The following is a 22,289-nucleotide window of genomic DNA, read 5'->3' on the forward strand; positions in this document are numbered from 1 at the left end:
TTTGAGAGGAAACACCTTTTCAAAAACCAGAAATTTAATGGCGACAAATCAGAAAGATGTGCATTGTTGGGTTCAACGTTTTGAATACCAAATCTAGAAGAACGCTTAACAGATAGCAAACTCTTTATGAGAATGATGGTATTGAGTCCCTAAAACCCAAGGAAGCGTCCATCCATAAACAAAAGAAAAAAGTCACTGAACCTAGTCAGTGGCTTTTTTCTTTCAATGAAACGTAATTGTCTGATGATGCTCGAAAACGCCTTTAGAAGTTTTTCTAACTTCAAAATGAACACTTTCATCCCTTGTACATATTTTAAAGGTATAAACATATAGGAGTGAAAACACATGATTTTTCGTAGATGGTGGCGCTGGCAATGGTTACGGTGGTGGAGATCATGGTCGCGAAGATGATGACAGTAATGTTAATAAACGAAAGAAACAAATCCTTAGTAAACAAAGACCTATTCGTATATGGAAAAAGCTATTAAAAATAATTTCAACAGCTTCTCTCTTGAGAACAAAAAATTATGTAGAGTATTCTAGACAGGCATACAAGCAAAATTAATATATTTTTAATATAGCTATAGTACGAGTTAAATAAAGGGGGGAGTTTTTTGTCTTCATGTCGAAAAAAACACTGTTATTGTTGCTCCAATTGCACTTCGAACTCCTGTTATTGCACAACATCAAGACCTTCAGGATCAAGTGTATTACCCGCTTTTGGTTCTTTACGTAAAGAATCTGGACAAGTTATAGATGTTGATGGAACAAAAGTTGATTACGACTTCGTGGGTCCTTCTGCTAATGTAACATTAAGTATAGTTAATGATACAATAACAATTAATGAATCGGGGGTTTACGAAATTTCTATGAGTTTAACTCTTGGAATTAATCCAACAGACCTTGCTAGAGGGTTTCTTTTTGTTAATGATGTTCCATTAAATTTTTCTGCGGTAAGTTTAACTGTAACGAGTAATACACTAGCTTTAGCCACTGTAAGTAAAACTATTCAATTAGATCTTTTAGCTAATGATGTAATTGATGTTCGAATTCATAAAGTTGGTGATTCAGTTATTGTGGGTAGTTCTTCTCTTACTATAAATCGGATTGGTTAATGAAAATTTCAAATATCTAAATTATATTTACAATAATGTATTTTAAAATTAGCAATTAAATTGACATATCAAGAGCTAGTTTAATAACTAGTTCTTTTTTAGATAGACTACTCCTAATGGATTTTAAGTTATATTAAAAGACATATAATAAATCGTTAGATAGTTGCCTATTTTTTATAAAATTTTATTAGTTGGCTGATACTAAAAGCCCCCTTTTTTACTCTATGCTTTTAGTGTTAGCTAATTTTATTGTAACTTATACAATGTCCTTACTGGTTAAAGAGGGATATATTTTACGAGTGGAATAAGCCCGTGTTTTGTAGACACAAGGGGATTGATAATCATAGCTGTGGTTGTAGACACTATAGAGGTAATGAGCATGGTTCCGGTTATAGAAAATAATCCAAAATATTTCTTGTTAACTAAATTTACATATAATAACTAAGAAAGCTACTGAACCCATTCAGTGGCTCGTTTTTATTTTTGAACGGGAATCCTGAAGAGGTTTCCAATTCAGTGGGAAAGCCAATGGGTTTTAAATCCTTCTTTTAGGGAGGAGGGGATTATGTACAGCTTAACCAAGCCAGTCTCGAATACAGGAATCCTCGCTGGGGAATAGTTCTTAGTTAACCTTTTACCTCTTTTATTAACAACGATTACGTAAATTAGAAAAGACTAGAGGATACATTACTGTACAAGGAAAATGACCATTTTTAAATTAGCTTTTTCTTTCTTCACTTATTTTCACCTCCATGATTGAAGCCTTGCACAGTTATTATTATTCTAAATAGAGGAATCATATTTGTTTAATCCTTTCATATGGATACAAAAAAGACACCGGTACTGTATCAGCCAATGCCTTTTTAAGATAAAAGTTTTTTCGTCAATATATTATGTTTAATATTGTTTTCTGGTTATTTCTAATAAAGTTCATTATGTTAATTAATTTTTGTGGCTAATAAATTATATGAAATAAATGTTCCTCCTCTAATAAATTCATTACATACAATTTTTAATTAATATTCTAATGGGAAAAGAGTTACTTTTAATATCAATCGTAGAGGTCACTGTATTCGTAGCGGTATTAATAACCGATACATTGTCATTGAACTCATTTGTAACATAGACATGGGTTCCATCCGGTGTAATAGCTATTCCAGATGGGGCATCCCCAACGAAAACAGTAGCTGTTACCGTATTTGTAGCGGTAGTAATAACCGATATATTATTACTACCCACGTTTGTAACATAAGCATGGTTCCCGTCTGGTGTAATGGCTATTCCAGATGGTTTATAACCAACGAAAATAGTAGAAATCACCTTATTTATAGCGGTATTAATAACTGATACATTGTCACTGAACTTATTTGTAACATAAGCATAGTTCCCGTCTGGTGTAATAGCTAATCCAGATGGTTTATAGCCAACGGAAATAGTAGAAACTACTGTATTTGTATTTGTATTAATGACCGATACATTATCGCTACCTGAATTTGTAACATAAGTGTATTTCCCATCTGGTGTAATAGCCAGCTCATTAGGGTTGGTGCCAACATAAACTGTGGAAATTACTGTATTTGCAGCAATATCAATTACCGAAATCGTGGTATTATCCTCATTTGTAACATAAATACGTGTGCCATCTGGTGTAATAGCCAGTCCAGATGGATTATCTCCAGTGAAAATAGTAGCAGTCTCTGCATTAGCGATCGTATCAATCACTGAGATTGTAAGATCCCCATAATTTGCAACATAAATTCGCATTCCATCTGGTGTAATAGCCAGTCTGTATGGGATACTTCTAACTAAAATGTTATAAATCATTAAATTAGTTTCTGTATCAATTATTGAAACTGTGTTATTTCCAGGGTTTGCAACATAAGCAAGAACACTATAAATAATCGGAGGTGGTGTTATCAATTGAATTCTCCCTTTTTCATTAATAAAAAATCATATAGCTTTATGTCCAAATTTTCGTGAAAACCTTTTATATTATAAATTAAAGTTAATTATGAAATAGTCCATATACTATTATTTTTTTTGATATTTCGAGATTGACTTTTACTGTCTTAAGTTCATATACTCTTTCAAAATCTTTTTGTTTTTCAAAATCATCTATCGCTTTGTTAATGTTAATAAGTGCCTTGTTAACATAACCTAATACTTCATGTAAATTTTCGTTATCGGGATGTATGATGATTATTCCCTCCCTTTTTGCGTCCTTATTATATAAAATGATCAATTAATTAAAAGTGATTGGACAACTTAGAAAGATAATTATTTTTCATGTAATAAATTTACTAAATTAAGTCTAGAGGAATATTATTGCTTTCATGAAACGAGCAGTGGGTTTCCCTTTTTATCACTCCCATAAAACCGAGATAACTAAAAATGAATAAACTATACAGCCTAAAACAAAAAACTCCTCCTCCTGAACAGTGTTTATTTCTGTTTAGACGCAAATTTATACAGAGTAATAATGTGAACCATCTTGAGTGCTTTTCTCCAATAATAGAAAATATTCAGCTTAGGCAAGTTACCTGATTGAGAATGAAAACATATAGTGTATTAAGAAGAGTTTATTTTGGTGATGGAATCATTAACTTTTAACGTTCATATTTTTGCATCATTCTGATCTTTATAAATTCAAAATTCCCTAGAACAAACATTTCTAAGGGATTTTTTTGATGATTGTGATTATACGAAAAAAAACTATCTTATGAGAGAATTAAGGTAGTTTTTTCTTGAACGGACAGACATTCAAACCTTCTGTTAGAAAATTAGGAGGATACTGAAATAGAATTGCTTAATTTATAATATGTAAAGTAGTGAGAAGGGCGTGGACGAGTGCTGATTCCATGTAAGATGCCTATTTCCTGAAGAAGCCATTATGTAGTGTTACAATAAAAGATTTTGATTTTATCAATTAATTATTTTTATTACTTTTAAGTGACATTCTATTAAACTGAGACTAGCTCCTGTTGTAACTTCCACAAGAGTAACGTTTATAAAGAAAAATAGACAATTCTTAAAAAGGCACTCACTTAAAAAAGGGGGAAATATTAATGAAAGAAAAACTTCATCTGGGTTGTGGGAAAACTATTCTAAAAGAGTGGATAAATCTAGATATCATGAAAGGACAAGGAGTGGACATTGTAGCTGACCTAGAAATGTGCTCAGAAATCCCTCTTCCTTTTGAAGACAATAGCATAGATGAATTTTATGCAAGTCATCTAATTGAACATATCCACTTTACACTCCCTCTAATGCAGGAACTTCACAGAATAGCAAAAAATGATTCAAAAGCGGTTTTTCGCCTTCAATATGGATTGAGTGATGATAAATATGTGGTGAAACCATACTTTATAGATTCTTTTGCTTGTTTTTCACAACCTTATTATTGGAGAGCCGATTATGGATACAAGGGTGATTGGAAAACGGAAAAAATCTCTTTATTTGTTAGTCAAGCAGTATATAAAAAAAAATCATTTCATGAAATATACGAGGACGTGATGAGAAAACGAAATGTTGTAAGTGAAATGGTTGTAGAATTACGGGCCATTAAACCTACAAGAGTAACGAGAAAAGAATTACAAACACGTCCTTTTATTGAATTTTTAATGGTTTAAAAGTAATAGTTTTCTATCCTATTCATTAAAAAGTAACTTTAAGTTGATTCTGATTGGGATCACTCTAGACTGAGGTAGCTTTTTATCAGGTTTCACACGTATAACAAGCAATGAAAAGATAACTTCGAATTAATGAAACCGTATTTTCCCCACCAAGACTACATTTTACCTTAGCTGCATATGTATAAAATGTGCGCTTTTTATACACCTTATTTTCATTCACTTGTAGAGAAATCATTGTTATATCAAGGCTGTGTAGAAAGCTGCATATTGGAAAAAGTGACACGCAGAGTACCTTTGGTATATCAAGGTTCTCTTTTTCGTAGACTTCCGTGTTAACTAAGTTTGTATATCATATACAGTCTAAAACAGAAAAAACTATGTATTTATTGATAACCCTAATTGCCTTGAGTAGTTTACTCAAAACATTAACTTTTATTAATATACCTTCCATTATCATCAAGTTAAATTGCATATTTTATTATTTATATTACATAAAATTTATAATTACATTTTTATTATTAAAATTAGGAGTTGAATAGATGGGATCAATACAGTTAACAGGACTAGTAATCTTCAAAGGAGACCCTGGCTATGAAGAAGCCATAAAGAATTGGAACCCTTATGTTGATGTCTCTCCCCTTGTCTTTGTTTTCGCACAGAATTCTCAAGATGTAAGCAACGCTATTAAATGGGCTCGTGAGAATGAAGTGCCCATGCGCGTCAGAAGTGGGCGCCATGCCCTAGATAAGAACCTTTCAGTAGTAAAAGGTGGTGTTGTTATTGATGTGAGTGAAATGCAAAAAGTTTCCTTAGATAGGAAAAATGCGATTGCAACGGTTCAAACAGGAATTCACGTCGGTCCACTTGTAAAAGGATTAGCTCGAGAAGGTTTTATGGCTCCGTTTGGAGATAGCCCAACCGTTGGAATTGGAGGAATAACAATGGGTGGTGGGTTTGGAGTACTGTCACGATCGATTGGTCTTGTAAGCGATAACCTTATTGGATTGAAAATGGTAGATGCAAAAGGTAAAATTATTCAAGCAGATCAATCTAGTAATGAGGATTTACTATGGGCCTCTAAAGGTGGCGGCGGTGGTAATTTTGGATATAATACAGAATACGCCTTTAAAGTTCATCAGGCCCCTAAGACAGCAACAGTCTTTAATATTATCTGGCCATGGGAACAACTAGAAACTGTATTTAGGGCTTGGCAACAATGGGCGCCGTTTGTAGATGAACGATTAGGGTGTTTACTTGAGATTTATAGCAAAGTAAATGGACTGTGCCATGCAGAGGGAATCTTCTTAGGTTCAGAAAGTGAGCTAACGAGATTATTAAAGCCTTTACTAAATGCTGGAACCCCAAAAGAAACAACTATAGAGACATTATCTTATCCAGATGCTATAGATTTCTTAGACCCTGACGAACCGATCCCTGGTAGATCTGATCAGAGTGTTAAATTCTCTTCGGCATGGGTATTGGATCTTTGGTCGAAAGAACCTATTTCAATAATGAAACAATTTTTGGAAGAGGCCACTGGGACAGAAGCCAATTTCTTTTTTATAAATTGGGGCGGTGCTCTAAGCAGAGTACCAAGCAACGAAACAGCCTTCTTTTGGCGCGATCCATTGTTTTATACGGAATGGACTGCTAGTTGGGAAAATAAATCACAAAAAGATGCGAATCTTGCATCAGTTGAAAAAGTACGCCAACAGTTGAAACCATATGTAACAGGCTCATATGTGAATGTTCCAGATCAAAACATCAAAAAATATGGAAAAGCATATTATGGCTCAAACTATGAAAGGCTACGAAAAATAAAGGCGAAATATGATCCTGAAAATGTATTCCGTTTTCCACAAAGCATACGACCTAAATTTTAAGTCTATCTTTTGTAATTGTAAGCTTCCACCTACTAAAGTAAAATATAGTAAAAGTTAAGAATTAGTAATATGCTAAAGAATAAATTTAATTGGGCTATTATTGAATACGTGAAGAAGAATGTTACAAAATCCCTCCCTCGACTCAGTGAAGTATCAACTGCATTAATAATGAAAATAGAAAGAAATAATGAGTTAGATATAGAGCTATTTGAATATATAAAATCTAATTTTATTAGGCAATTGAGAGATCTCTAAAAATAAATTCACATACATTTATTTGGATATGCAAGAATAAAAAACAAAAAAACTCCCCCGTAGGGAGTTTTTCTGCTACAAGAGTTATCACATAGCTTGATGTGTTGCTGCACCTTGAGTAGTTTGCTCTAAAAATCTAATTTTGTTTATTAAATTTAGATTTTTGTCTAATACAATATTATTTATAAAGCTTACATAATTAATGTATTACCACCTTTTCATTTTCCTTAGCCAAGTTCTTTTTTAAGAACATGGCCTGTTTATTTTCTAGAGTAGATATTATACCCTTTAAAGTAAAATTACAAGTAATGTTGCAAATTAAATACCCTGTCTGAAAGAAAGAGCATATAGGATTAGAGAAGGAAATTATCGCCTTACTTGTGATATTCTATAAGAGCTACATAAGGAGTTACGTTTTTTAGCTCATAAAAACAACACAAGCATTATGAAGTATGTGAAAGTGATTTCAGAAAAACATGTAAAGAAAAGTAAACAAAGAAAGGGTACTTCCTCTGGATAGGAAGTACCCCATGTAGAACTCGTAAGGACTTCTATTATAACATGAGTTGTCCTCCAAAAACAGGAGGGTCTTATCATGGATCAAAGTGAAAAACTTTTAATGGGATTGAACATATTTTACTTGTAGCGTCTGATTTAATTGATGAAGTTGCTCGACTAAAAGGTGTAGAAGAGAAATGTAAAGTTCTTAAAGGGAGAGTATTTCTTAATCAATTTACGTTTGTTGAACAGCAAGTTTTTGAGCTTACTTTAGATGGATATTCAGGACGAGAAATGCAGTTGATTCTGTCTAAAGAAGAAACCACAATTAAATCACAAGACAAAATATCATACGCAAATTAGGTGTATCCTCCATGAATGAATCCGTTAAAAACTTTCAATATTTAGAGTACGAATCACCCAGAAAATTTCTTCAATCTCGATAAACTGATGTGACCTTCAGAGGGACTTAACATCAACAGAATATACACAATAAGTCACCTGTAAAGGGGACTTTATATCCACACTATATCATCAGCAGGGAACCTTAAGGTGTTCACCTAAGCAAATTTCGTGGTATCACGGTGAAGCTAGGCTCTGCCTAGCCCCACACACCCTGTGGGGGCAAAAACCCCTTATGCTCTTCAAGATGTTTTTTATGTTATTTATATTGATGCAGTAAAAACACAGAAAAGGAGAATAAACATGGAGATTAAAGTGAGAAATGTATGTCCGGTTGCTGTGAGTAAATTAGATCGTTTAGCCAAAGAAAAAGGTCTTTCTAGACAAGCTTTTTTGAAAGAACAACTTGAAACATTATCAATTATAGAAGAAGTAGAAAAGAGAGAACAAGCTATTGATGATTTGTATGATCGAACCATAGAGGCAATGGAAAAATGTTCAGATTCAATGACAAATATGGATCGTACATTCCATAAACTCACGGGGGAGGGTGAAGAATAATGACAGCAAGCAAACACAAAAGAATGATTTCTTTAAGTGAAGAGGCTGATGAATATCTTCATAGACATATGAAGGAAAGAGGCTATCGTTTTCCTGGAGATGCTATTGCAGATATCATTCGAAGATATGAAAAATTAAAAAATAACGAATCCGATGAAACATTTTTAGACGCTGCTACGATTGATGCAATAGGTCAGGCTTATTTAAAAAGAGCCAGTGGATTTTATCAGTACTTAGACAATAAATTAAGTGAGGTAAAAGAAAGTACAAAGAATACACAGATAGACACTAGAGTATTAATGGAGCTAATTAATAACTTATATGATCACTTAAATATTCAGAATTTTAAGTCAACACAGTTTGATGAAACAGAAGCTACTAAAAAGGCCAAAAGAATAGTTCTACACCAGATTCAAGAGGAAAGAATGCAGTTCATGGAAAAAAGGAAACGAGAAGAAGCAGAAGAAATGGATCATTTGTTCGAGGATTAACCTTAAAGGTTATAAAAGAAGGCTTACGTTTGCTTTTCCTTTTAGGAAAATGATGTAGTTTAAGTGATATGTACGTATTATGGAGCAGAAGAAGAAAATGAAGGTGTAAATTGTTTTTTGTGGCATGGAATTAAATAAACGAAGACCCGCACTGAAAGAATCTTTGGTATATGATGACTGTGAGAAGGGCTTTTATGAATGGTTTTATGAATAAAAAGATGAACTAAACATATAAAGTAAAAGTAGAAGTAAATCAAATTATTATAAATATTATTATTGTTGTTTACCCCCGAGAATATAAAGAGGAAGTTGAAGAATTGATTAATGTAACCATTAATTTAATGAAAGTTATTCTGCATAGTACCATGAGAAAAAACTTAGTCTTTATGAATTATTACCTTAATTCAAGGGACATTTTGTTATCTAGTTCTAGGAAGCCATAAATTATTTTGTTTATCTTGAAGGTTTTAATTATCATTAATACAGATTATGACGTGAACTAACAATGCAATCCGTATACATCTGAAAAATAGAAAAAACTACTGGTGTCGTCTGATCGATCAGTAGTTTTTCTCTTATACAAAATCATCTAATAGGAGCAAACTCTTATGGTGTCTAAAGTAACTTACTCAAACTATTGGATAATATACATGATGAAGAATCAATATAAAGACGAGCTGGTAAATCCACTATCTCTTGCTTGTCTTGTTCTCTTACAATATTAGAAGCTATCCTATTAATAGCTTCTGTCATTTCTTTTCAAAGCGTAGTAGAAGATAAAAAGCCACTACAATAGGAAAGCCTAAATTTCCAATAAGGTTAAGCCATTGGTATATTTTGATTATCTCCTTTTTGGTACCGTTATCTTATATAATATACATTCCAATCAAAAAAGTTTGGGTATGTCCAGATACCAAAAATTCGCTAAAACCAAAGATTTCTAAGGCTTTTATTTCTGATAACAACGAATATATTAACTGATGACGTACTAACATAATATTTTACAAAGTGAATATTATAGCATTCTGGGATCTTGTAAATGATTTTAATATTCCCATTGGCTTTAATACCGTTATCTAATGGGATTTTCAAATGAATAATAATCTATTCACCATGTTATTGTTGCATTTTGAAATATTCTACTCATTCTAGCTTTTTGCAGTTGTACGGGATCAATAGTTGGGATAATGTTAGGAAGTACAGGGGCCATGAGATTACCTACAAGATTACTGTGAGCTATATCACTCTTCCCCGTTACAGGGTTAATAAAAGGACCCGTAGGGTCTATAGCATTAAATTTAAATATATTATTAAAAGGTTGTTTATCAAGCTCAGTCAATAGAACATGTCCTGCTTCATGTGCAAATGTAAAAGGTGCATTTAAAGCTCTGTTGCTCAATGCAATAGAGCCAAAGAGCGTAAATTTAGGTATACCATCTTTAATTCTAAAATCCTCAATTATGACTCCTCCTGCACCTATAGGGCTAGTACTACCCGAAGAAAATGCAAAATCATTCCCACTCGTATAAACAACGTATATCCCAATTGGATTGCCAATCTTATGTTTAACTTTCTTAATTAAACCTTTAACAGGACCCTCCATTGCTGCTTGAAAACCTAAATTGGTCACGTCTATTATTGTTTTCACTTCAAATACAGGTTGTGGAATAAAATTTATATTACACATTCCTCCGCCATTCCATATCTGATTTGCCAAATTGATGTCTCGATTAAATCTTTTTTGCCTTCCATTGAAATCACTAGGCTTAGAGCCTGCGGTAAAGATACCATAAACATTAACTTGAAGGTTATTTTGGTATTCTTGATCGGGTCTAATTTTTAATATTTGATTAGACCAGGAAACTATATTTGTTTTTTTTTAGACTTTCTATTATTCAATTGATGCACTTCCTTTTATATCGTTAATATAAGCTATGAAACTATGGCTAATTTGCTTGTATGCTTATCCACTAACAGTGATAAAATAAAAATTTCCAAAGCTAAAATCCCGTGATATGACTTATATAATAAAAAAACTACTGAACTCTAATCAGTAATTTTTTCAATCATGATGGATAGAAGTTTAATTTACTATGTTTTTTGAAACCTCATATATACATTCAACAAAGGGCCCCATTACAAGATGATCTTAAATACGTTTACAATAGGGATATCTATATTAACTAAAAGGGGAGTAGTTAAAAACGCAATAGCCAAAATCGCTGTCACATATCCTAAATAAATGCAGTCATTCTAATCACAGTTTTCCAATGTTTAGGTGAATGATAAAAAATAAATTAGTAAGTGTGTTTATAGCTTTACCTTATGATGAATAGTAAAATTGTTAAACACTTAAAAATCAATAATTTAGTTCACTAGTACAGATAGGCTTTTATGCCCCACCTTACCGTTAATTAAGATTAATGATTATAAAATATGATGTTCTCTGGGTTAAAGGGGAGATAAAAAAATGGTAGACAAAACAAAAGATGTATTTTCCATTGAAATTAAAATAATAGACGGGAGAAATTACACAATTAAAGATAAACAATCTATATATGACATAGAGGAGCAATTAATCGGTAACAAGGAGTTACATTTAGGTAGATTCCTTTCGGTTGTACCTGACAAACCATCCTTAGATAAACAGAGAAAATTTGACCATATGTATTTTAATATTAACCATATTCTAAGTATTAAATATCTAAAAAAGTTTGATTGAAAGAGGTTAAGACTTTTTTGTAATTATACCTTTCATACCATTTTTCATAGGTCATAACACATGTATAAAAGGTACGTGTTTTATTGATCAATTCCAATTTCACCTACTGAAGGAACATTGAATTTTCATCGATAATGATATATCAAAACGTACATACTCTGGAAAAAGAATCCTTGGTAGACGTCTACTTCCCGAAGAGTTCTTTTGAATGGGATTCTAAAACTAAGTTTATATATCGTATACACTCTAAATTGAAAAAACTCCCTTAGACGGTAGGGAGTTTTTCTTTTAACTAACGAGACTCTAGATGTATTTCACTTTATTGATTGGACAATTCACCTGAAGTGAGTTAATGAATAGAGTTTATTTACTAGTTAATACAATCTTACCTTAATTCCTTTAGAAATACATTTCCCTCACATCAAAAGCCTCTTCAGTTAATCATCGAATAAGCCTTCCATGTCTGTAAAATTCATTATGGTAACTAAAACTTTATGTTCTACACATTTTAAATACAGAAAAACCTACTGTTTGAAAGTAGTTTCTTTCTGTCATATCATTTGTTTTTAATTTTAATCCTGGCTTTATAAAGACTACAAGTGATATATTTGTTCGAAAGAACTTGCAAGATAATCAAATCCCCGAGGACGTAATGTTTCAAATTGTTGATGAATTTTTAGTCTTTCCTCTGATCCGTCAGGAAGTTTGTAAAGTTCTGTAACAGGCTGTTCGTTATTTAAACATTCAATAATTCTAAAAAGCATTATTCGAAAAGCTTTTTTTAGTTCATTATATTCATTTGGAAAACGTTCATCTAGTGCATTATATTCAACTAATGTCTGATGCATATGCATAAATGATAGTTCTTTCCATTCAAGAGATAAGATAAGAACGTCTATATTTGGATGTTTTTTAACGAAACGATAATGATTACCCCATTGTTCTTTAAGTTTTTTCTTAGATATTGGATGCTCTTGATGATAAGCAACTGTAGAGGGATCTAAAACAAATTGCGCTCCGTTTTTATATAAACGATATCCAATTTCCCAATCTTCTGCCCCATAACCAACAAAGGTTTCATCGAAATATCCAGATTTGTTTAATTCTTCTTTCCTTACTGATACATTTCCACTTAAAAATGCGATATAAGGAAGTGTAAACCCCTTAAGCCTCTCCCCAAAATGTTTTAACCCACTATTAAGGAAATATCGGTTAGAAAATGATAAACTTTGAAAGCGTTCTGTATCAATATCTTCTATTGTTACAAGCGGATAAGGTTTCTTTGATTTATGTCTAGTGCGTTCGTAACTTTCGTATATTTCCATATACTTAGAATCTTTTCTCACTAGATCTTTTAGGTGTGCCAATTGATCTTCATTATAATCCGGCATAATAAAAGTATAGACTCCTTCATAATGCATGGCTCCCGTGACTACAAGGTTTGTTTCTTGTAAGTGATGTTTATAGTGGTTTTGAATAAAATGAGGAGTCACTAACATTTCTCCATCCAAAAAGATTAAAACATCTCCTTCAGAATGCTTAATTCCTATATTGCGTACAAAGGAACGTCCTTTATTTTTTTTCATACGTATATATTTAAATTTGAATGGGATGTCAATTTCTTTTAAAATATCACGAGTTTTATCAGAAGAAGCATCATCTACTAAGATAACCTCATAATCAGAGTCGGGAAACGTTTGTTTTGAGAGGCCGTAAAGGGAAAGGGAGATTTGATTGTATTTATTATAGGTAGGCATAATTATACTAACCTTAATTGGATGGTTATGATTATTTTTTATACTCATCTTATATAAGCTGTTGTCCAAATTATGGACTTGATTAATTTCACTTTTGGTTTCTCTTAATTTGTTTTGATTATTTTCTCCCTTTTTTCTATAATGTTTTCCCTTTTTATAATATTTTCCATTGTGAGGGTTGTAATAATGACCATAAAAATCTATTTTAATCATCCTTTCCTTTTTTTTTATAATATTCAATAGGTGGCAAAATGCCTGTACAATATGAAAAAAAGAGTTATGAATGCTTCAGAACTGAGTAAACAATAAAGTATTATTAATGAAATAATAATACTTTCATTAATCTTCTCTAAAAAATTATTGTTCCAGATCAAAATGTTGTAAAGTTTAAATCTATCTTTTATGTTTAGCAATTTCTATGTAGCTGGGGGAAAAGGCACTCAGTTATATAGAAATAAAAATTAATAACATCCATTATCCGAAAGAGCTACTACTATAAGTAAGCACTTCAATTCAATACTGAAGTGCTTACTTATAGTGTTATTTATCCAGTAATTTCCGATAAGCTTCATTATGTTAATTTACTGTAGTGCCCCATCAAGCTTATAAACAACATTTAAATTATTCCTAACATATCTCTTTCTTTTTTTGAAAAGACCTAAAGTTATGTGGCACTATTCCTTTCAAGGGTTCATAAATACTTTAAATAGTACATAAATGTACTATCCGTTCGTAAATAAAGCACCTAATAGTTACTTAGTTCAGTCCGCAAATTATTATATTAGAAAGCTTTTTTCTTATCTACTTTTATTTAGCAAACCCTATAGAAACTAATTTTATATATGACCTACCCTTTTAGCTTCTTCATCATTAGCAAAAAAATCTATAGAAAGCACTGTCTGGTAGAAAGAGGTTTTTGAGTTCATAATCTCGCATAACACACATCGAACACTCCGTAATAAAATAACTAGTTGTATTAGGATCATAAAATCCTGCCCGATGTAACCAAGCATGCATGATAGATCCTGTACTTATGCCGATATCGCTTACCTTAGATAGATCAACAATAAATGATAAAGGTACTTTTGTTCGATTTAAAGCTGTTAAAGCCATAACAAGGGAACCATTAGCAAGGGAACCAGCAAAAATTTTCGCTTTGGGAGCAAGACGCAAACCGTTGTCACGTATAAGTCGGGTAAATTGATCCATAGCTACATTCGTAGCCACTAACGCATTGGGAATACGTGGTCCAATATACCAAGTAGGTTGTAAATTCCGGATTGCATACACATTATTGCAAGCAGCTAAATCAGAAATACCGTTATTAGCTCCACCATTCCATTTTTGACTTAGATGATGGAACCAACTAAATAGTACAAGTGAAATGGCATCTTTAATATCTTGTTCTTGTGTTAGAGTAAATTGATTATCAAGGTCAAAGTAAATAAAGGCGGGTAAATTGGTAACTCCCGGAGGCGGAGGGACAGGTATTGCTATTTCTCTGAATGCGGTGGGATACTGTGGCGGAATAAAATTTGTTTTTAAAACATCCTGTAGAATAAGTTCCATACTGATGAGAATCGGTTGAATATTGATTGGCAAAGTGATGTTCTCCTTTCATAAAAGATATTTGTACTAGTAGAATATTCACTTAAATGAAAAAGGTTTGGACATGTGCAGATAGATGAAAAGCCATTGAAATTAAAGGTTCCAATGGCTAGATAATAGGGGCTTACAAAAAAAAGACTACACTGATCAAGAACGTTATATCAGAAGATGGGAAATGGGGAATTTTATTTTAAAAATTACCATTAAATATCATTTTAGGATTAAAAAGGAGATACCTTACGTAGTAGAAGTATTAAAAGATCAATATATGTATATAAGGAGACAAAAATGATTAAATCGACAATCCCCAGTAAATTATCATAACGAGCAACTTGTTGCATAAGGAAGTGGGAATCTTAAACATGTACAATCAGATCTAAAAATAGGGAGATATTCCCTAAAGGGAATATCTCCGTTTTTTTTAGATGTCCACTTTTTGGATCCTTAACCGCTTCATCGTTGTTAAGTAGCTTGCTCAAGTAGTTGGCTCCTATTCATTTTATCTTTAACCCACAGCCTTTGAGCCCGAATTAGATCCCAAGCTCCACAAACTAAATATAATCGTGATTAAACCAAGAATTACACTTGACCAAACCTCTCCATTTGTTAATGAATAGATGAATGGGAAAATTACAAACCAGACACCAGTAATTGTTGAAATCCAGTTTTGCCAAGAATTCCAACCAGGCTTGTCATAGCCCCACAATGATACAATAACTTGAATAATTCCAAAAATAATACTTGACCATAAAGCTCCTGATTGGTCTGAAAAACCAATAACCCAAGGTGCGATAATAAACCAGACCCCAATTAATGCATTTAAATTACCCCTTATTTTCATGGTTACACCTCCCAAAGGTTTATGAAATCTCTAAAGATTTCATTACTGAATTATATGCTTAAAAATTATTAACATTAACTAAAATGAGAATACATAGTGATTTATAAAAAAAGCAAAAACAATCCGTAGGAGGCAGATTGTTTTTTTTTCAAAGAGGAATCAGGAATGCAGTTCTTAACTGTATTTTATATTTCCCATTCCACTTTATAATTACCTTAAAATTACTATCTTTGTATATTAATATTTTTCTAATAGAAAAAATTGTAAAAATAATCATATATTTTTACTTTCTTTTATATTATTCCCTTATGTTCCATATAGAAGGGAAGGCTGAAAATGGAGGCTGAGATAAACTCTTTATGTACACCAATCCCTGGTCAAAAAAGCAGATCGAGTCGTAACTTTTCACTTTTTCATTTACCTACGAATAAAAAAGTTAGGGTTGTAGTTGAAAGGAAGTATAAGGAAGTATCAGGGTATATCATTTACTTTTGATATTATGAGTAATGATCTAAACAGTACAGATCATGTCATTTGGCATAATGTGGGAAATGGTTCAATTCTTAAAATGCCAGATCTGATTAGACAAAGTAAGGGATTGTACATTGCAACCCCTTCTATAAGTTCTACGGTAGGGTTCACAGATTTGGTTCGAGAAACATTTAGAGTAAAGTTTTATACATTAGAATAAGCATATAAGCTAACCAAAAGTTGGTTTAGGAAATTCGTGAAATAAGGGGAACAAAAAGGAAGAACACTGTGTCAGCTTTTTTCTTTTTTGTTTTCAAGCTAGTGAAGCAATATATGTATAGTAAATACGATGCTGTTAGATGTTTTTCATATAGATATTCCACCTAAAACAGGCCTATGATCATAAAGTAATTTATATTCTTAAAGTCATCTGTCTTTCTAAAAATACACCCTGCTAACTGAAGGAAAACTTAACTATAGGGAAAAAAATTCCGAAACGAATATTTACACTAATAAAAAATATACATGTTCAGATACAAATAAAAATGATTATAATCATTAGTTCTAATCTGCTCTATCCCTAATGGTGATAATTATGTAAAAGAACGTGCTCCTTAGTTGTATTAGTATGAGGTTAGGTAAGAGGTTTGATTGCATAATCCTATATTAATCATTGATTAATGAATTGTTTGTCTGCTTGTCCTAGGACACAGAAAATTTATAAATATTTTTATATAGGGAGAGTCACTGGCATCATTAGTTCCAACGGCTATGCTTCAGCTAACTTCATTATTTATTCCTCTCTCCATAAATTGGCTGATCTCAAGGGTTTATAAGAAGGAAAAATAAAATATAAAAAATTCTTTTATATTCATTTAAAACCTTATATTTTCCTTTTCACTACAAACCGGTACTAGAAGGAATAACTTCTCTACCCTTTTTCTATTATTAAAAATACAATAGAGACATACCTATGGTCGCACAATGGGTCGCTTGCATAGTTAACATAATCGCAGGTAAAAAAACTTAATGATATTAATGGATACGTTAAAATAACTTAGCCTACTCAAATTTTAAGGGTAGGCTTTTTATAATTGTTATAACTTTTTTGACTTAGAAGAGGACGGGGTTCCCTCGGGCACAAATGTAAAATAGCTAAGTTTTAATTATAATTTTTGAAGATAATAGCTAGTTAAATCAAGGGTTGAGCCTTGTACAATAAAGAGTTTGACCCCATTAGTTGCTTAGATAATGTATCTAACTTTTGAGATTTAGTTTCTAATCTCGATGGCCCTTTTTATCTAAACAAGCTTATCATGTACAAGTTTGGTGTTGATGTTAATATACAGCTAAAAATAGGTATTTTCCCTCCATACTTTGTCCATTCAATGTGTAATATTTTTCATATAATATATAGCAATGTGAATTTATTTTTCTTTTTTAAGGAGGGGTTTTGTATGAGCAGAGATCATAAGTGTGTATGTGATCAGTTAGAAAGATTACAACCAGGGACACAAGTTGATATATTTCTAAACGGAAATGTACTGGAAGACCTTATTTTTACTAACTTTAATTTAGATACTTTCTGTGCAACTTTTGTTGATGTGGAAACGGAGACAGGAACTATTATTGTTTTAGATTGTAGAGATATACAAGCACTTCGAATTGAGTAGCATTATAAGATAATAGTGTAACAGTGTAACTGCAGAAGAGCTTGTAAAAGAGCTCTTCTGTTAATTTAAAAGGACGCTCTATTCGGATATTATCCAAACTAAGAAAGGGAAACCTAAAATGTCAATTTTCGTTAACCGCTTTACCAACCCCAAAATATTTAATTCTAATTCTATAGCCGATGATCATAATCAGAAGGTATATCATATTGATCTGAATTCAAAATACAGTTCTAAAAGTGTATGCAGCCTTTTAGAAACTTTTCACCAAGGAAAAAAGGTAAAAAACCTTTTAGTAAATGGTACACAAATAAAAGTTCAGAATTTTGTAGGATTTAACCCTAAGACTGGTCTCGCTACATTTTGGGGAAAGAATGATGGTATTCTTTTAGTTGATTGTGAGCGTATTGACGCTATTACACTTTGAAATAATTTTTCACACTATAATGCCCTGTTCTGTGTCTTGTTAATCAGTGAAGATAACCCTTACTGTAATATTGTTTATAGGGAATTAATAACAGCTATTTTTATACTTCCATATCATTTATACAAATATAAGGTTACTTTACAAACGTCTATAGAATTTACAATACTCTTATGCATATTTTTTTCTGCAACAAAAAGGCTTCATAAAATAGAAGCCTTTTTAAAATTTTTACTCATATAATAATAAAAATTAAGAAAGTTTAGTCCTGTTAAGATATTCGAAACAGTTTAGTTTATAAGTTTCTATATAATTTGATATCAGAAATAAAATTAAATGTTTAGATAAAAACCCATTATAACGTAAGCAGATAGTACCTGATTTTCTAGCCAGTATATATTTTATTCATTTTGTATTTAAATAGTTGTTGTTATCAGGACCAATCAAGGCTAAAAAAGCGCCTATGTAATGCCCTGCTCAAGAGGTCATACTATAAGATATAAAAACACAATATGAAAAATAATGGAATTTATTAATGCTAATAGTTCAACATTGTCCTCTCAGCAAGATTACTTAGAACAAAAGGAGAAGATCAACAGGTATGCTGCTTGTTAGCAAAGTAAGAATTAACTTATAAGAGCTAATTGTTCTGATTGTAAAAGAATTCGTACGATTTCCTCAAATGCTCCACCAACCATATGCATTCGAAGCTGTTACACACGGATATCTTTATCAACGAACCAGAAAAAAAGAAAAGTGTTTAGTACATAGGATTATTAATGTGGAAAGCTTATTGAGTAAAAAGTATAGTTTATGGTATTTCAAACCACCTGGAGTTTGTTCTACAACATAGTATAACCCCTCTCAAGTCAGGAGGTATGATGAATATCATAGCTTTTATCAACCAACAGGTCAAATCCGTGAGAATGTTTATACTATATTTTAAAATAACAAATAAATTTTGATACTTGGCGCAAGCTCAACCTATATAAGAGAACGTGATACATCATACTAAATTTCCTATTCTAAGTAGAGAAAGATTACTGTACAGGAGCACTAGCCTTTTCTGTTTTTAGGCTGTATAAATTATTCACTTTTAGTTTATATAATAAGTTTTATCAGAAATAAAAAGCCATGTTCCTTAAACGAAGGCATGACTATTAAGGAGAATACTTCCAATAGGTATGCTATATATATGTATTTTAAGGATAGCTTGTAATAAATAATACCTCTATTTTTAAGTTTCATGGCCTGAAAAGGACAAGCATACAAGCAAATCTTTTTCTTTTTCATATTAATATATTATATTTTTAAAAAGGGAGGTGGAGTTTTGAACTTTAATAGCAATGCACTTATTGGAACTGAAACAATACAAAAAATCCTAAGCAAACAAATTTCCAATTCAGTAATTGTTGTTAAAAATTCTTGTAATGTTAATATTTCTATCACAAATACACAAACAGCAATAATTTTACAATCCTTATTGCAAGTTTTAACCTTTATTTTAACGTTAATAGGTTTAGATGCTAATTCAATAAGATTAATTACAGTCGAAGTTTTACTCCTTGCAAAAGTTATACAATCTAGCAATCATAAAATTATTATCGAAAATTCTAAAAATGTTCATGCTACTACAACTAATATTGATACAGTTATTTTTATACAAAGTTTTATATTAGTTTTGACTATTTTACTAATTATCTAGGACAATGTATAACTAAATAAAGGTCGACTTAAGAAAAGCTCATCATACAAAGATTCAAATGTTATCGAGCAAGCATTTAATTTCTTGTTAGCATGATAGATTTAAAATCCTCTTCAGTGATTAACTGAAGAGGATTTCAATGTGTAATGATTATATTATGAAAAGAATTAAGATAAAGATTATATTAACTACCAAATAAATCATATTCATTAGCTTACTTTAAGTAAATTGTCTATATGAATAAAATAACAATAATTAGAGTGAACTGATACGATGAAACATACATTCAAAAACCTTACGGCAAACAGAGCAACTACTGTACAAAAGCAGTAGTTGTTCTGTTTCTAATCTATATACACTATACATTTTTAGCAACATAATTATTATTCTCGATATTTATTTTTATAATAAATAATCAAATAGTACAAGCTTTTATTTGAAATTTACATATAATAAATCAAATGTAAATTTATAATTTATATTTAATTCATTGCAATAAGGGGGTATACAAAGGATGATTACAGACTTATTAAGAATCTTAGATCCTGGAACACCAGTTCCAACCTTAGTCGTAGGCGGTGCTACGCTTACTAATCTTGTATTTTCAAGCTTTAATGCTTCAACTAATTTAGCTTCTTTTGCAACTAGAACAGGTACTGGGACAAACGCTAGCACAAATATTGTCACAGTAAATGCTAATCAGATTCAAGCTATAACAACAGCTTAAATATATATCTTATTTAGAATTGGACATGCTTCATTTGACTATATATTTTATTAGATATATTTTTAAATCTCCATGTTTGCACAAACACTTACAACTAATTTAATATAATAAATTCTAAAAATTAACTTAATACTCGTATAATTACAAAAAACTACTGATGGAGGGACTGACCCCTGATTTCGAGACAGGGATCAAAACACCTTTTAAACAGCCAGTTGTCGGTATTGTACCGGTGACTGGTTGTTTAGTTTCGTTTGAATACGGATATGGTTATAATAAGTAATGTAGCTTTCGACAGTTTGTTCTACGATGGCAGTCGTAGTACATGTTAACTCGTCGAGGTAAAACGTTTCAGACTTTAGGCTGGAATGAAACGATTCAATGGAGGCATTATCTGCAGGTGTCCCTTTGCGGGACATACTCATGATGATGCCTCTTTCTTTGACTTTTCGTTGATACGCATATGATGTGTAAACCGAACCTTGGTCGCTATGCAACGTACATCCCTGAGGTAAAGAAGGGAGTTGACTTAATGTATCTAAAACAAACTCTACGTTTTGACAATCACTCACTGAATACGCAATGATTTCGCCATTAAATAAATCTTGAATACTTGAAAGGTACAACTGTTTAGGTCCAAAAGGCAAGTAGGTAATATCGGTAACCAGCTTTTGAAGAGGGCGCTCTGCTCGGAAATTACGGTTTAACACGTTTTCTGCAACCTGATAAGGTTGTCCTGTTTGTTTCCGTTTCTTCCTTTTAACTCGGCATTGCCAACCGTATTTCTGCATGACACGCTGCACTGTTTTATGGTTGATATGCATGGTTTGATTGAGTAACGCTGTAATTTTTCGATAGCCATATCGAAATTTATGTTTACGGCACTGTTCACCAACTTTTCCTTCTATCCATTTCTTTCTCTTTGTTTCTTCTCCTTGCTCATTTTTCTGCCAACGATAATAAGTTGATCGAGGAATACCCAGACACTGACAGATTTGAGAGATAGGCAGTTTCTCTTTTAATTCTTCTACTAAGTTCAATACAACTTCTGGTACCACTCCCTTTCCAACTCTTTGTACTTTTTTAAGACTTCAATCTGTTGTTTTAAATATCGATTTTCAGCTTCTAACTTTGATGGAGTATCTTGAGAATGAGCCCCTTTTCGAGGGGTGTATGTTTGCCCAACGGGCTGTGCCAGGCGATAGGATTCTCCATTTCTATGCCACCTCATCCATGTTTTGAGCTGTGTATAGTTGCGGATCTGTAAAGTTTCCATAACTTCTTTAATTGGTACTCCTGCCAATCTCATTTCAATTGCTTTTAATTTCACTTCTACTGGATAGCTAACTCTTCTTCCCATAGAAAAAACACCTCCAAGTTATTGTTAGGTACTACATACCCGTTTTTTACTTAAAGGTGTTTTTTTTATTTGTCTCACTCTATGGGGTCAGTCCCGGATTCAGTAGTTTTTTTCTGCTTTTAGGCTGTATACGACATACAAAGACAATTTACATAATCTGTTTAATA

The 22,289-nt window shown here is 31.9% G+C and carries 16 protein-coding genes and 1 pseudogene; 11 read left to right on the forward strand and 6 right to left on the reverse strand.

Translation table 11 applies throughout. The features are described from left to right. Nucleotides 1–614: 614 nt before the first annotated feature. The gene (locus tag Q5794_RS28880) at nt 615–1,115 is read left to right on the forward strand and encodes a hypothetical protein (protein WP_214986340.1); all 501 of its coding nucleotides are present in this window, start codon (nt 615–617) and stop codon (nt 1,113–1,115) included. Nucleotides 1,116–2,114: 999 nt separating this feature from the next. On the opposite strand, the gene Q5794_RS28885 is transcribed toward Q5794_RS28880, so the two are convergent. After that, nucleotides 2,115–3,035, reverse strand: coding sequence for a beta-propeller fold lactonase family protein (locus tag Q5794_RS28885; protein ID WP_374989458.1), 921 nt, complete (start codon nt 3,033–3,035; stop codon nt 2,115–2,117). A 1,145-nt stretch (nt 3,036–4,180) separates the two neighbouring features. Here Q5794_RS28885 and Q5794_RS28890 point away from each other — a divergent pair. From Q5794_RS28890 to Q5794_RS28905, 4 genes are all read left to right on the forward strand, one after another. Next, the gene (locus Q5794_RS28890; protein ID WP_214986336.1) at nt 4,181–4,744 is read left to right on the forward strand and encodes a methyltransferase domain-containing protein; all 564 of its coding nucleotides are present in this window, start codon (nt 4,181–4,183) and stop codon (nt 4,742–4,744) included. A 542-nt stretch (nt 4,745–5,286) separates the two neighbouring features. Further along, nucleotides 5,287–6,630: an FAD-binding oxidoreductase gene (locus Q5794_RS28895; RefSeq protein ID WP_214986335.1), complete on the forward strand. Its 1,344-nt coding sequence runs from the start codon at nt 5,287–5,289 to the stop codon at nt 6,628–6,630. Nucleotides 6,631–8,088: 1,458 nt separating this feature from the next. Continuing rightward, entirely contained in the window at nt 8,089–8,346 is a 258-nt protein-coding gene (locus tag Q5794_RS28900; protein WP_374989414.1) for a hypothetical protein, read from the forward strand. Next, nucleotides 8,346–8,837 carry a hypothetical protein gene (locus Q5794_RS28905; RefSeq protein WP_374989415.1) on the forward strand — a complete coding sequence of 164 codons (492 nt, stop codon included), beginning with the start codon at nt 8,346–8,348 and terminating at the stop codon, nt 8,835–8,837. Before Q5794_RS28900 ends, Q5794_RS28905 begins: the two co-directional genes overlap by 1 nt. Nucleotides 8,838–9,945: 1,108 nt before the next feature. Here the strand turns inward: Q5794_RS28905 and Q5794_RS28910 are convergent. Then, a complete protein-coding gene (locus tag Q5794_RS28910) occupies nt 9,946–10,554 on the reverse strand; it encodes a hypothetical protein (RefSeq protein ID WP_251034022.1) in 609 nt (202 codons plus the stop codon). 753 nt (nt 10,555–11,307) lie between these two features. Here Q5794_RS28910 and Q5794_RS28915 point away from each other — a divergent pair. After that, nucleotides 11,308–11,559 carry a hypothetical protein gene (locus tag Q5794_RS28915; RefSeq protein WP_214986330.1) on the forward strand — a complete coding sequence of 84 codons (252 nt, stop codon included), beginning with the start codon at nt 11,308–11,310 and terminating at the stop codon, nt 11,557–11,559. Nucleotides 11,560–12,152: 593 nt separating this feature from the next. Here Q5794_RS28915 and Q5794_RS28920 read toward each other — a convergent pair. The 3 genes from Q5794_RS28920 to Q5794_RS28930 form a co-directional block, all read right to left on the reverse strand. Continuing rightward, entirely contained in the window at nt 12,153–13,529 is a 1,377-nt protein-coding gene (locus Q5794_RS28920) for a glycosyltransferase (RefSeq protein ID WP_374989416.1), read from the reverse strand. Between the two features lie 657 nt (nt 13,530–14,186). Continuing rightward, entirely contained in the window at nt 14,187–14,918 is a 732-nt protein-coding gene (locus Q5794_RS28925; protein ID WP_374989417.1) for a hypothetical protein, read from the reverse strand. A gap of 511 nt (nt 14,919–15,429) precedes the next feature. Then, nucleotides 15,430–15,765: an SPW repeat protein gene (locus Q5794_RS28930; protein ID WP_016766747.1), complete on the reverse strand. Its 336-nt coding sequence runs from the start codon at nt 15,763–15,765 to the stop codon at nt 15,430–15,432. A 1,928-nt stretch (nt 15,766–17,693) separates the two neighbouring features. Here Q5794_RS28930 and Q5794_RS28935 point away from each other — a divergent pair. The 5 genes and pseudogenes from Q5794_RS28935 to Q5794_RS28955 all read left to right on the forward strand — a co-directional run bounded on the left by Q5794_RS28935 (nt 17,694) and on the right by Q5794_RS28955 (nt 20,762). Beyond that, entirely contained in the window at nt 17,694–17,909 is a 216-nt protein-coding gene (locus Q5794_RS28935; RefSeq protein ID WP_055991493.1) for a hypothetical protein, read from the forward strand. A gap of 118 nt (nt 17,910–18,027) precedes the next feature. Continuing rightward, entirely contained in the window at nt 18,028–18,333 is a 306-nt protein-coding gene (locus Q5794_RS28940; protein ID WP_061860052.1) for a hypothetical protein, read from the forward strand. 548 nt (nt 18,334–18,881) lie between these two features. After that, a pseudogene (locus Q5794_RS28945) lies at nt 18,882–19,276 on the forward strand (cell wall hydrolase). Between the two features lie 384 nt (nt 19,277–19,660). Continuing rightward, the gene (locus Q5794_RS28950; protein ID WP_214986322.1) at nt 19,661–20,035 is read left to right on the forward strand and encodes a spore coat protein; all 375 of its coding nucleotides are present in this window, start codon (nt 19,661–19,663) and stop codon (nt 20,033–20,035) included. 514 nt (nt 20,036–20,549) lie between these two features. Next, complete coding sequence (locus tag Q5794_RS28955) at nt 20,550–20,762, forward strand: hypothetical protein (RefSeq protein ID WP_061860054.1); 213 nt, start codon at nt 20,550–20,552, stop codon at nt 20,760–20,762. Between the two features lie 203 nt (nt 20,763–20,965). Here Q5794_RS28955 and Q5794_RS28960 read toward each other — a convergent pair. Next, nucleotides 20,966–22,122, reverse strand: a protein-coding gene (locus Q5794_RS28960; RefSeq protein ID WP_328261356.1) for an IS3 family transposase whose coding sequence is annotated in 2 segments (ribosomal slippage) — nt 20,966–21,852 and nt 21,852–22,122 — 1,158 coding nt in all. Because the reading frame shifts where the segments join, the coding sequence is not laid out codon by codon here. Nucleotides 22,123–22,289 lie beyond the last annotated feature (167 nt).

Origin of the sequence: Priestia megaterium, assembly GCF_041941685.1 — a bacterium.
Classification (GTDB): domain Bacteria; phylum Bacillota; class Bacilli; order Bacillales; family Bacillaceae_H; genus Priestia; species Priestia megaterium_C.